Genomic DNA, 13,250 nt, shown 5'->3' on the forward strand with positions numbered 1-13,250 from the left:
ATGATCCGAAGCTTTCTTCTTTCTTTTCCGCCTGAAATAGCGGGCGATTGGAACGTTACATGGAGGAAAACCGTTCCTCCAAGCGAGGGTCCAATAACGACGTCAACCGCAAGGGTCCGTCCGCCGCCATAATCTCGAGCAATGCCGCAGCGATCCGTTCCGCGAACAACGAAACGGGAGCGCCGATTGCCGTCACCGGAACTTCCAATTCCTCGAGCTGCGGAATGTTATCGTAGCTGACCAGCGACAAATCTTCCGGCACACGGAGCCCGCCGTCCAGCACCGCTCTTAGGAAGCCGGCCGTTACGTCGAACGCCCCGGTAATGACGGCGGTCGGCCGGACTTCAAGAGCAAGCAGCTTGCGTCCGGCTTCGAAGCCGTTCCGCCACGTATTGCCGTCAGAATTCAGGATCGCCGCCGAATCGGCGGTGTACCCGCATTCAAAAGCCGCTTCCATGTATCCTGTAATTTTCTCTTGCTGCTTGGCATCGGCTTCCCGTGCGTCGCCGATATAGGCGATACGCGCATGCCCAAGCGAGAATAAATACTTTACGGCTTCTTTCAAGGCTTCCTTCCGCTTGACGTCGACCAGCGCGTATCGCGATCCGGTAATATGGGAGGAGCCGATGGAGACGGCCGGAATATGGGTTGCGACCGGTTCCGCGTGCCGTTCTTCCGGCGTAATGTCCTCGAACACGATGATCCCGTCCACCTGAAGCCGTTGAAACAGACGGACCGCCGAAGCCGGCGGAAGGATCGACAGAATGACCTCATAGCCGCGATTGGCGAGCGCATCGTTAATGCGGCTCACCAGCGTCGAAAGCGCCACCCTTTCAAGTGACGGCAAAATGACGCCGACCGTCATGCTGCGCCGGGATACGAGGCTTTTGGCCGCCAAGTTCGGCTCGTATCCGAGCTGCGCCGCCAGCTCGACGATGCGCCGCCTCGTGTCCGGCTTGACCAGCGGACTGTCGTTGAGCGCCTTGGATACGGTAGAATAGCTGACGCCCGCAAGGCGGGCGATATCTTTAATGGTGACGTTCATTGTTGGTTACCGCTCCCGGAAATCAAAAATAAAAAACGTTTTCGGAAATAAAAAGCACTAATATAAAATATCATTGATTTAGGCGCCATTTCAACTTAATATATAGGTATGCAAAAATAACAACGTTGTTATTATTCGTATATTTCTCGCGTGTAGTTATACGCAAGAAACGATTTTTCTAATTCAGTACATTAGGAAATACTTAGAACGACCCGATTGAGCTATTTCTAAGGAAGGTGAATTTCATGAGCGAAATCATTCGTAATATGTTGCAACCGATCCCGATTCCGCCGATCGTCCGCATTCGCCAAAGGTTCGATGCGTCCAAGCTGGACGACCCGCTGGCGGTATTAAGCGAAGAGCTGAAGAAGCCCGGCGCCGTCAGCGCTCTTCGCGAAGGGCAGCGCGTCGCCGTCGCGGTCGGCAGCCGGGGAATCGCAAACATCGCCGGCATTACGAAGACGACGATCGACGCGATCAAGGCGGCAGGCGCCCGGCCGTTTATCGTGCCGTGCATGGGCAGCCACGGCGGAGCGACTGCGGAGGGGCAGGCCGAGGTGCTGAAGCATCTCGGCATCGATGAAGCGTCGATGGGGGCGCCGGTGGAATCATCGATGGACGTCGTCGAAATCGACCGGTTGCCGAACGGATTGCCGGTATATGTCGATAAGATTGCCTCCACCGCCGACGCTATTATCGTTATCAATCGGGTGAAGCCGCATACGGCGTTCCGGGGGCCGATCGAGAGCGGCATTATGAAGATGATTGCGATTGGCCTCGGAAAGCAGAAGGGCGCCGAAGCGTGCCATCAGCTCGGTTTTAAATATATGGCCGAATTCGTGCCGGAGATGGCCCGGGTCATGATCAACAAGCTGCCGATCGTGTTCGGGGTCGCCGCGGTGGAGAACGCTTATGACGAGACGTGCCATATCGAGGTTCTGCCTGCGGACTCTGTCTACGAGCGGGAAGTCGAGCTGCAGAAGATGGCGAAATCCCGGATGCCGAGACTGTTGTTCGATCAAATAGACGTGCTTGTGGTCGACCGCATCGGAAAAAACATTAGCGGCGACGGTATGGACCCGAACGTTACGGGCCGGTATCCGACCCCTTATGCCTTCGGAGGTCCGGACGTAAATAAAATCGTCGTGCTCGATGTGACAAAAGAATCCAAAGGCAATGCGAACGGCGTCGGAACGGCCGATTTCACGACGCGCCGGCTAGCGGACAAGATGGACTTTACGGCGACCTACCTGAACGGATTGACGTCGACCGTGTGCGCCCCGACGAAGCTCGCAACGACGCTGGAAAGCGACGAGCTGGCGATTAAAGCGGCGGTAAAGACGTGCAACGTTCTCGATTTCACAACGTGCCGGCTTGTCCGCATCCGCGATACGCTTCATTTGGGCGAGATCGAGATTTCGGTGCCGATGCTCGCGGAAGCGCGGGAGCATCCGGACATTGAGATCGTATCCGAGCCCTATGAATGGAAGTTCGACAGCGAGGGGTATTTCTTGCGATGAAACCATACATTGTCGCCGTAGATATCGGTACGACAAGCACGAAGGCGGCGGTAGTCCATCAGAGCGGCTCGATTCGCGCGGCGTTGTCGGCGGAATACCCGCTGTACACGCCGGCACCGGACCGGGCGGAGCAAAATCCGGATGAAATTGTCGGCGCAGTCGCGGACGCGGTGCGGAGCGTGATGGCGAAGTCTGCGGTCCGTGCGGATGAAATTCGGTGCATTGTCTTCAGTTCGGCGATGCACAGCCTTATCGCGCTCGATCGCGAAGGCGCGCCGCTCACTCCTTCCATTACGTGGGCGGACAACCGGGGCGCGCCGTTCGTACGCGTACTGAAAGATCAATACGACGCTCAGGCGATTTACGCAGCGACAGGCACGCCGATTCACCCGATGTCGCCGCTGCTCAAGCTGATGTGGATGCGGGAACGCGACCCGTCGGTGTTCGGGAAGGCGCACCGGTTCGTCGGCATCAAGGAGTATGTGCTCGGGCGTTGGTTCGGCGGGACGGGGAAGCATGTCGTAGACCATTCGATCGCCGGCGCCATGGGATTGTTCTCGCTGCGAAATCGCACATGGCATGAGCCGGCGCTGCAAGCCGCAGGCATCGACGCGTCCCGGCTTCCGGAGCTCGTATCCACTACGCACGTACTCGAAGGCATGGATCGCGAGTGGGCGGAGCGGCTCGGAGTCGCAGCGGATACGCCGGTCGTCGTCGGCGCCTCGGACGGCGTACTCGCGAATATCGGAGCCGGCGCGATCGAGCCGGACCAGTTCGCGGTGACGATCGGCACGAGCGGCGCGGTGCGAGCCGTCGTGCGCGAGCCGCGCACCGACCCGCAGGGCCGGACGTTCTGCTACGCTTTGACGGACGACCGCTGGGTCGTCGGCGGCGCGATCAATAACGGCGGGATCCTGTTCCGCTGGGTAAGGGACGAACTGGCGACGAAAGAAGCGGAAGAGGCCCGCGCGGCGGGGATCGATCCGTACGATCGTCTGAGCGAACTGGCGCAGCAGGCGCCCGCGGGCAGCGGCGGCCTGGTCGTGCTGCCGCTGTTTGCCGGCGAGCGCGCGCCATACTGGAACGCCAACGCACGCGGCGTCTTCTTCGGCTTATCGCTCGCGCACGGCAAGCCGCACATGGTCCGGGCCGTGCTCGAGGGCGTCGGCTACGCCGTTCGCTCCGTCGCGGAAGCGGTCGGCGACGCGGCCGGCCGCCCTCGCGAAATCCGGGCGTCGGGCGGCTTTGCGCGCTCTCCGTTCTGGCGCCAGACGATCGCCGATATTCTCGGGGCGCCTCTGACCGTGCCCGACGCGATCGAGAGCTCCGCGCTCGGAGCGGCCGCGCTCGGGCTCGTCGCACTAGGCGATTGGAGCAGTTTGGAGCCGGCCCGCGCCTGGTCGCAATCGTCGCACACGCATGAGCCGAATGCGGCCCACCGGGCGGCGTACGACGAACTGTTCGCGATTTATACCGACTTATACCCGAGGCTCGTCGATCCTTTCGAACGGATCGTCCGGTTTCAAACCAAATAGGGAGGGAGCAAATATTATGGCAGCAATGGACTTATTTCATTTATCCGGCAAGACGGCCGTCGTCATCGGCGGCAACAGCACGCTCGGCTCCGTCATGGGCGAGGCTCTCGGCGCATACGGCGCGAAGGTCGCAATCGTCGGACGAAACGCCGACACTTGCGCAGCCGCCAAGCAGCGAATCAACGACGCGGGGGGAGAAGCGGCCGTGTTCCAGGCCGACGCGATAAGCAAGGACGACTTGCGTCGCGTTCTCTCAGAGGTGCTCGAATGGTCCGGAAGCGTGGACATATTGTTGAATTGTCCCGGCAAAAACAGCGCCACGCCTTTCTTCGAAATCACCGAGGAAGAGTGGGACAGCATCATGGACGTCAATTTGAAAAGCGTCATGCTTGCTTGCCAAATATTCGGCGAGCGGATGATCGACCAAGGAAAGGGCGGAAGCATCATCAACATTTCTTCCGTATCGTCCGGGCCGCCGCTTTCCCGCGTCTTCACCTACTCCGCCTCCAAGGCCGGCGTCAATTCCGTGACTCAGTTTCTCGCGCGCGAATTCGCGCCGCATAACATTCGCGTCAATGCGATCATTCCGGGCTTTTTCCCGGCCGAGCAAAACAAAAAAATATTGTCCGAAGACCGCATTAAGAGCATCATGGGCCACACCCCGATGAACCGGTTCGGGAAAGCGGAGGAGCTGCAGGGCGCAGCCGTGTATCTCGCCTCCGACAAAGCTTCGAGCTTCGTAACCGGCACATTCCTTCGGGTCGACGGCGGATTCGGAGCGATGACCATATGACGATCAACGGGAAAAAACAACAAATCGGCGTCGCAGGGCTGGCCGTCATGGGCAAAAACTTGGCGCTCAACATGGAGAGCAAAGGGTTTTCCGTCTCCGTCTATAACCGTTCTCCCGAGAAAACGCATGAGCTGCTCGCCGAAGCGCAAGGCAAAAACGTGCTCGGCACGTTCGGCGTGGAGGAGTTCGTGCAATCGCTCGAACGCCCGCGGAAAATCATGATCATGGTGAAGGCGGGGGCGGCGACGGACGCTACGATTGAGCAGCTGTTGCCGCACTTGGAGCAAGGCGACATCATCATCGACGGCGGCAACACGTATTTCCCGGATACGCAGCGCCGCGACAAGGAGCTGAACGGCAAGGGCATACGGTTTATCGGCACCGGCGTATCCGGCGGCGAGGAAGGCGCGCTTAAAGGGCCGGCGCTTATGCCGGGCGGCCCGAAGGAAGCTTACGAGCTCGTGGCGCCGATCTTCACGGCGATCTCCGCGAAGGTAAACGGGGAGCCGTGCTGCACGTACATCGGTCCGGACGGCGCGGGCCACTATGTCAAGATGGTGCACAACGGCATCGAATACGGCGACATGCAGCTCATTTGCGAAGCATATCATTTGCTGAAGGATGTGCTCGGCATGACGGCCGAGGAGCTGCACGCCACCTTTGCCGAATGGAACAAGGGAGAGCTGGACAGCTACCTCATCGAAATTACGCGGGACATCTTCCGGAAGAAAGACCCCGAAACCGGACTCCCGATCGTTGACGTCATCCTTGACAGCGCGGGGCAGAAAGGCACGGGGAAATGGACGAGCGAGAACGCCCTCGATCTCGGCGTACCGCTGTCCATCATTACGGAGTCCGTGTTCGCGCGCTTTATTTCCGCTATGAAGGAAGAGCGGGTGCAAGCAAGCCGTATCCTGAGCGGGCCGTCCAGGAAGCCGCTCGGCATCGACCGCGGCACGTTCATCGAACAGGTGCGCCGAGCGCTTTATGCGAGCAAGATTTGCTCTTACGCCCAAGGCTTCGCGCAAATGCGCGCCGCTTCCGAGCACTACGGCTGGAATCTTCAGTACGGCGAGATCGCCAAGATTTTCCGAGGCGGCTGCATCATCCGGGCGCGATTTTTGCAAAACATCACCGACGCTTACGGAAGAAATCCGGAGCTCAAAAATCTTCTTCTCGACGAGTATTTCAAGAATGCCGTCGACAATTACCAGGATGCATGGCGCAACGTCGTTGCGACTGCCGTTCAGTACGGCATTCCGACGCCGTCGTTCTCCTCCGCTCTCGCCTATTTCGACTCCTACCGGGCGGAGCGGCTGCCGGCCAATCTGCTGCAGGCGCAGCGCGACTATTTCGGCGCGCATACGTTCGAGCGCATCGACAAGGAAGGCGTATTCCACTTCGAGTGGATGAAATCATTACAGCGATCGGGAGAGTGACGGAAATGGCGAAACCTTTTATGGACGACAATTTTCTATTAAATAATGCTACGGCGGAAGCGCTCTATCACAATTACGCGAAGAAGCTGCCGATTATCGACTACCATTGTCATTTGAGCCCGCAAGAAATTTACGAGAATAAGCAATACAAAAATATAACCGAAGTTTGGCTTTACGGCGATCATTACAAGTGGAGAGCCATGCGGGCGAACGGAATTGAGGAAGCTTACATCACCGGAAACGCGAGCGACTACGATAAGTTTCTTGCCTATGCGAAGACGGTGCCGATGACGATCGGCAACCCGCTGTATCACTGGACACATCTTGAGCTGAAGCGTTATTTCGGCGTGGAGCAAGTACTCAACGATCAGACGGCGCCGATCATTTGGGAGAAGGTCAACGCTCAGTTAACCGGAGGCGGCTTCGGAGCTCGCGATTTTATTACGAAGTCGGATGTCAAGGTTATCTGTACGACGGACGATCCGACCGATTCGCTCGAGTACCATGTGAAGATCAAGGACGATCCGAGCTTCGATACGGCCGTGCTGCCGTCGTTCCGCCCGGATAAAGCGCTTGAGATCAACAACGAAGGTTTTGCGGAGTGGATCCGCAAGCTGGAAAGCGTGTCGGGAATCGCCGTCTCCGATTACGAGGGCATGCTCGCGGCGCTGGAGAAGCGGGTCGATTTTTTCCATGCGAACGGCGGCCGCGTCTCCGACCATGCGCTTAATGATGTGCCGTATGCCCCCGCAACGAAGGAGGAGGCGGCTGCGGTATTCGCCAAGGCGCTTTCAGGCGAGAACGTCAGCATTCAGGAGGAGCAGCAATACAAAACCTATACTTTGGTGTTCCTGGGCAAGCTGTATGCGAAGCGTGGCTGGGTCATGCAATACCATATGAACGCTCTCCGAAACAATAATACGCGGGCTTTCGAGAAGCTGGGCCCCGACACGGGCTTCGACTCGATCAGCGACAATGCAATCGCCCGGTCATTGTCCCGCTTGCTTGACGCGATCGAGCGCGAGAGCGAGACCGGGTTGCCCAAGACGGTGCTTTATTCGGTGAACCCGGCGCATAACCATATCGTCGCCACGATGACCGGCAACTTTCAAGGCGGCGGCGTAGCGGGCAAAATACAGTTCGGCTCGGGCTGGTGGCACAACGACACCAAAGAAGGCATGATCGCGCAGATGAAGACGCTGGCCGAGGTCGGCCTGCTCAGCCGCTTCGTAGGCATGCTGACGGATTCCCGCAGCTTCCTGTCCTACACGCGACACGAATATTTCCGCCGCATTCTATGCAATCTGATCGGCTCGTGGGTCGAGGACGGCGAATTTCCCGACGACCGCGAGCTGCTCGGAACGATCGTGCAGAACATTAGTTATTACAACGCGAAAAGCTACTTCCCGTTCGAATAAAGATTATGAAGTAAATCCCCTGAATTTGGCCAATTCGTTCCGGGGGTTTTCTCTTTCCGGAGAAGTTGAAAGCCCTTACAAGAGTGATATAATAAGTGCACCTGCTTTGCTTGATCTGCTCTCGAGGAGGGATTCAAATGTATGAGGTTTATGAATAAGTCACTCTTGAATTCTATTCGAATCAAGCTAATCCTTGGATTAATAGCCGTAGTCCTGCCGATTCTCGTTTTTCTTATTTATAACAACCTCTATTCCATACAATTGGTGCGCGATCAAGTCGCTCAATCGAACAGCAATTTGCTTAAATTGTATATGGGATTGATCGACAAAGATTTGGAAAGCATCGATTCTTATTTATTTCTTTTTGCTGCCAACGATACCAGTTTAAATCGGTTGGATCGCCCCGCGCATCAACAATTGGATCTGTATAATCTGGCAAAGTATCAAGTGTTCCGGACATTGTACGAAAACAGCAGTACCTATACGATTCTCGACTACTTCTTTGTCTACTCCATCGAAAACCGGGACTTGCTGTTGGCGCCTAATAGTACGTTTGTAACAGGCGGTACAGATACATCAAGTGTACGAGATAAAATACAAAGTATTGTTCAAGACCGAAATCAAATGAAGAAATATCCTTACGACAGCTGGTCAAGCTTACGGATCAACGAGCAATCGTATCTGATTCATGTAATCAAAAGAGGAGAAATTTATGTAGGCGCGTTGGCGAACTATAACCGGATTACAGGGCCGCTTGACCTTCTTGATCTAGGAACGAACGGGAGGTCGCTGCTTGTCGACGCTGACGATGAACCGCTTCAAGACGCCGCTTTTTATGAAGAACAGCAGATCAATCTGAACGATATACCAAACGGCTACCGCCTTACGGGGGATAAAGAGAAATATATGGTGATCGGCGAGAAATCGTCTAAAGGGGATTTTAGCCTGCTTGCCGTCTTGCCGGATCGCAATATTTTGGCTAAGCTGCCTTACACGCAACGCGTGATCGCGGTTATTACTGCCGGAACGGTTCTAATTTTGGCAGGGGCTTTGTTTCTGTTGCGAAGGATTATTTTGCTGCCGATCAACCGGATCTTGACGGCCATGAGAAAGCTTCGGGACGGCCATCTGGACACTAGAATCAAGAGTACCCCGACATCCAACGAATTTCAGTTGATGAACGAGACGTTTAACAACATGGTTTCGGAAATTCAGAAGTTAAAGATTGAAATTTACGAAGAGCAGCTGCTAGGCCAAAAGGCGGAGCTGAAGCATCTGCAGCTGCAAATCAATCCGCATTTTTATTTGAACTCATTAAATACTTTTTACTATTTGGCGGAGGACGCCAATACGACGGTCATTAAAGAGCTGTCTCTATCCTTGATTCAATATTTCCGGTTTATGTTTCGCAGCGGCCATTCGGATTTCGTCTCGCTCGCAGACGAAATCAATCATGCCGAAAATTATTTGAGAATACAACATTTTCGATTTCCAAATTATTTAACGTACAGCTCTTCAGTCGCCGACTCGTTAATGGAATGCAGGGTTCCTCCGCTCATTATCCAAATGTTTGCTGAAAATGCCGTCAAATATGCCCTGACGTTAGATGAACCGATTCACATTCAAATGACGGTCCGGCAAGACGAAGCATCGCCCGAGGGACGGCTGCGGATCCAGATTCGCGACACGGGCAAAGGCTTTCCGGAAGACGTGCTGGAGCAGATAAAAAGGGGGACGAGCCTGATGAACGAGGCGGGGGAGCATGTGGGCATTTGGAATGTAAAGCGAAGGCTTTGGTTGTTGTTCGGAGATCAGGCCGACATCGCCTTTTACAACGACCATGGCGCCGTAGTCGAAATGACTTTGCCGCAGCGGCTCGGATCGGGAGGAAGCGAACATGTACTCGCTGCTTATCGTTGAGGACGAGGTTTATATCGCGAACAAAATTAAAGCAAGCGTACATTGGGAAGAGCTTGCCATTTCGGAAGTTTTTATCGCGCACAATTTTCGGCAGGCAAAGGAACGGATTGAGAACCAGCCGATTGATGTCATCATTTGCGATATCGAGATGCCGCAAGGAAATGGAATCGAACTGCTGGCATGGCTCAGGGAGATGAGTCTCAAAATCGAATTCATATTTCTAACCTGCCATTCCGAGTTCGAATATACGAAGAAAGCGATTCAGCTCGGCAGCTTGGATTATCTTCTTAAGCCGGTTCAACCCGAAGAAATAAAGGCTGCTGTGCTTACAGCCATCAAGAAAATCAACAAAGAGAGACCGCTGATCATCGAGCGCTTCTGGTTGGATTTGATAAACCAGACGATTCCGTTAAAGAGCGCTGAACAAAATATGCCTTATCCGGAAACGGAGCAATTTTTGCCGGTGCTTATCGGTATTCATCACTGGGGAAAAAAGCTGTCGGTCCGCGAGGAAAACATTATGGAATATGCGCTGCGGAAAGCTGCGGAAGAGCTTATGCTTCGGGGCGGCAAAGGTCAAGTGGTGCATGTGAAGAGAGGAATCTTGCTCCTCGTGGTTCCCCTGGGCAAATCTTCCTCTATCGACATAACGGAATGGAAGCGAACCTGTGAGGCGTTCATTGAAGCGTGCAGCCGGTATTTTTATTGCGAGCTTTCCTGCTATATCGGAGACATTGTTCCCGTACAAGAGATGCTTGCCATGTATGAAGCGTTAACGGAGATGCACTTAAATAACGTTACCGGGATCAAGAAAGCATGCAGGGTTCAGGAGCAATCGAAAACGAAAGCCCCCGATCACGTGCAGCTGCCCCTGCTGCACGTTTGGTCGGAAATGCTGAAGCGCGAGGATAAACAAAAGCTGCTCGCGGAAATATCGGAATTTTTCGAAACGTGGAAGCGAATCGAAGGACTGGATGCGAAGAAGCTGCAGCAGTTTTATCAAAGCTTCTTGCAGATGTTTCTGTATACGATGCAGCAGAAAGGGATCGCCGCGGATCAAATGTTTTCGGAGCATTTGTCGCCGGAACGGGCGTTATCCGCGAAGCGTACCGTTGCAAGTCTTCAGCTATGGGTTACGGAGCTTTTGGAGACAGCCTTCCGTCAGAAGAAGCAAGAAGAATCGAATCAGACGGTTGTCGATAAAATCAAACGCTATATCACGCTTCATATCGATCAAGCGTTGTCCCGGCAATACATCGCCGACTATATCGGGTTGAGCCCGGATTATATGGTGAAGCTGTTCAAAAAGGAAACCGGACTATCGATTACGGATTATATTGTTCAGGAGAGAATGAGCATATCGAAGGAGCTCCTCGTGAAGTCGGATTTGCCGGTCAGCGCGATCGCCCTTGCGGTAGGTTTCACGAATTTTGCTTATTTCTCCACCATATTCAAGAAGGAAACAGCATTGACGCCGCAGGAATATCGAAAAACGTACCAACAACAAGCTCCATGCCGTCCCTGACAAGGGGCGGCTTTCTTGTCGGAAACTCAAAAGTGCGAGGACGGCATTTTGGTAGTTGGAGAAAGGGATTTTTCTTATGATAAGTAGCAAGAACGATATCAAACAAGGATTGAGGAGGAGATTTAGTGGACGCAACGGCGCAAGTGAAGGCTCATGCGACGAACAATCAAGCCAAACGGGCCACTGCTTTCCAATCGAGCATGAAGAGGATTAACAGGTATAAAGCGCTGCTGCTTATGGCGCTGCCGGGATTGCTGTATTTGCTGATTAACAACTATGTTCCTATGTTCGGCATTGTAATCGCCTTCAAAAATTACAATTTCGCCGATGGGATCTGGGGCAGCGACTGGGTCGGCTTTAAAAACTTCGAGTACTTATTTAAGACACAGGACGCTTACATTATTACCCGAAATACGCTGCTCTATAATCTGGTCTTTATTATTAAGGGCACCATTCTGGCGATTGCGGTCGCTATTTTGTTGAATGATTTGAAAAACCGGGTGTTCTCGCGGTTTTACCAAAGCCTTATCCTTCTCCCGTATTTAATATCCATGGTGATCGTCGGGTACCTCACGCTTGGATTTCTGGACGTTCAAAGCGGTTTCATGAATAAGACGCTGCTTCCTATGCTGGGGCTTTCCGAAATTTCATGGTATAGCGAAACGAAATATTGGCCGTACATTCTGGTCATCGTTCATACATGGAAGAGCGTCGGCTACTCGTGCGTCATCTACTTGGCAGCGATTATCGGCATCGATCCGGAATATTACGAAGCGGCGAAGATCGACGGCGCCAATCGATGGCAGCAAATTCGACATATTACCCTTCCGTTGCTTGTCCCGGTCATTACGATCATGGTTTTGCTTCAGATCGGCCGCATATTTTACTCCGACTTCGGACTTTTCTATCAGGTTCCGCTGAATACGGGAGTGCTGATGCCGGTGACGAACACAATCGACACCTATGTTTATCGGGCATTGATCAACCTCGGCGATATCGGAATGTCCTCGGCTGCCGGATTGTATCAAGCGGTCGTCGGATTTACCCTCATCATGATTTCAAATTATATCGTCAAAAAAGTGAACAGAGACAACGCGCTGTTCTAGAACGGAGGAGTTCCGATGGCGGAAAAATTGTATCAAGGAAGCATAAATCTCCTTATGCTGGCGATTACCGTATTCTGCGTTTACCCATTCGTTCTGCTTGTTTCCTCCTCGTTAACCGACGACATGGAAATTATCCGGAGCGGATATTCGATCATTCCCAAAGATTTCAGCCTTGACGCATACAAATTTTTGATGAATGACGCCGAAAACATCATGCGGGCTTACGGCATTACGATTCTGGTAACCGTGATCGGGACGGCGGCGGGACTTACGGTCATTGCGATGCTTGCATATCCGTTATCTCGAAAGGACATGCCGTTTCGCAACTTCCTGGCCTTCTACGTTTTTTTCACGATGCTGTTTAACGGGGGACTTGTTCCCACGTATCTCGTCTACACGAATTTGTTTGATCTTAAGAACACGTTATGGGCATTAATTATCCCTGGATTGCTGCTGAACGCGTTCTACGTCATCATCATGCGAACCTTCTTTGCCACTACGATTCCATCAGCCATTATCGAATCGGCTTACATTGACGGCGCCAAGGAGTTCAAGATATTTATCAGCATCGTGCTGCCGCTGTCGACGCCCGTGCTTGCAACGATCGGGCTATTCCAGACGATTAATTATTGGAACGACTGGTTTAACGGATTGATTTACCTTACGGACAGCAAATTATACAGCCTTCAAAATTTGTTGAACCGCATCCTGCTGGATATTCAGTTTCTAAAAACAAGCCAAGACGGCATTGCAGCCGAAATAGGAGCCAACATTCCGTTGCAATCGATGCGGATGGCAATGGCTGTCATCGGGGTCATCCCCATTATTATCGCGTATCCGTTCTTTCAAAAATATTTCGTAAAAGGCATTACGATCGGAGCAGTCAAGGGCTGAGCTATAACTGGAAGGGCCAGTTTAGCATATATCATTTCAATTAGGGGGCTATTGG

10 protein-coding genes are annotated in these 13,250 nt (G+C 53.4%); 9 read left to right on the top strand and 1 reads right to left on the bottom strand.

Features of this window, described 5'->3' with window-relative positions; genetic code table 11:
- Window positions 1–55: 55 nt before the first annotated feature.
- Entirely contained in the window at window positions 56–1,045 is a 990-nt protein-coding gene (locus tag PT964_RS19215) for a LacI family DNA-binding transcriptional regulator (RefSeq protein WP_274364971.1), read from the bottom strand.
- 245 nt (window positions 1,046–1,290) lie between these two features.
- On the opposite strand from PT964_RS19215, the gene PT964_RS19220 reads away from it, so the two are divergent.
- The 9 genes from PT964_RS19220 (at window position 1,291) to PT964_RS19260 (ending at window position 13,195) form a co-directional block, all read left to right on the top strand.
- Window positions 1,291–2,565: a nickel pincer cofactor-dependent isomerase, group 22 gene (locus tag PT964_RS19220; protein WP_274364972.1), complete on the top strand. Its 1,275-nt coding sequence runs from the start codon at window positions 1,291–1,293 to the stop codon at window positions 2,563–2,565.
- Window positions 2,562–4,100, top strand: coding sequence for a gluconokinase (locus tag PT964_RS19225; protein ID WP_274364973.1), 1,539 nt, complete (start codon window positions 2,562–2,564; stop codon window positions 4,098–4,100). The genes PT964_RS19220 and PT964_RS19225 overlap by 4 nt, the downstream gene beginning before the upstream one ends.
- Window positions 4,101–4,125: 25 nt before the next feature.
- A complete protein-coding gene (locus PT964_RS19230; RefSeq protein ID WP_274365008.1) occupies window positions 4,126–4,893 on the top strand; it encodes an SDR family oxidoreductase in 768 nt (255 codons plus the stop codon).
- The gene (gndA, locus tag PT964_RS19235) at window positions 4,890–6,332 is read left to right on the top strand and encodes an NADP-dependent phosphogluconate dehydrogenase (RefSeq protein ID WP_274364974.1); all 1,443 of its coding nucleotides are present in this window, start codon (window positions 4,890–4,892) and stop codon (window positions 6,330–6,332) included. The genes PT964_RS19230 and gndA overlap by 4 nt, the downstream gene beginning before the upstream one ends.
- A gap of 5 nt (window positions 6,333–6,337) precedes the next feature.
- Complete coding sequence (uxaC, locus tag PT964_RS19240) at window positions 6,338–7,750, top strand: glucuronate isomerase (RefSeq protein ID WP_274364975.1); 1,413 nt, start codon at window positions 6,338–6,340, stop codon at window positions 7,748–7,750.
- 141 nt (window positions 7,751–7,891) lie between these two features.
- The gene (locus tag PT964_RS19245) at window positions 7,892–9,670 is read left to right on the top strand and encodes a sensor histidine kinase (RefSeq protein ID WP_274364976.1); all 1,779 of its coding nucleotides are present in this window, start codon (window positions 7,892–7,894) and stop codon (window positions 9,668–9,670) included.
- Entirely contained in the window at window positions 9,648–11,195 is a 1,548-nt protein-coding gene (locus PT964_RS19250) for a response regulator transcription factor (RefSeq protein WP_274364977.1), read from the top strand. Before PT964_RS19245 ends, PT964_RS19250 begins: the two co-directional genes overlap by 23 nt.
- A gap of 200 nt (window positions 11,196–11,395) precedes the next feature.
- Window positions 11,396–12,301: an ABC transporter permease gene (locus PT964_RS19255; protein ID WP_274365009.1), complete on the top strand. Its 906-nt coding sequence runs from the start codon at window positions 11,396–11,398 to the stop codon at window positions 12,299–12,301.
- A gap of 15 nt (window positions 12,302–12,316) precedes the next feature.
- On the top strand, window positions 12,317–13,195 hold the full coding sequence (locus PT964_RS19260; protein WP_274364978.1) for a carbohydrate ABC transporter permease: 879 nt from the start codon (window positions 12,317–12,319) through the stop codon (window positions 13,193–13,195).
- The last annotated feature ends 55 nt before the right edge of the window (window positions 13,196–13,250 follow it).

Source organism: Paenibacillus thermotolerans, assembly GCF_028745515.1.
GTDB classification, from domain to species: domain Bacteria; phylum Bacillota; class Bacilli; order Paenibacillales; family YIM-B00363; genus Paenibacillus_AE; species Paenibacillus_AE thermotolerans.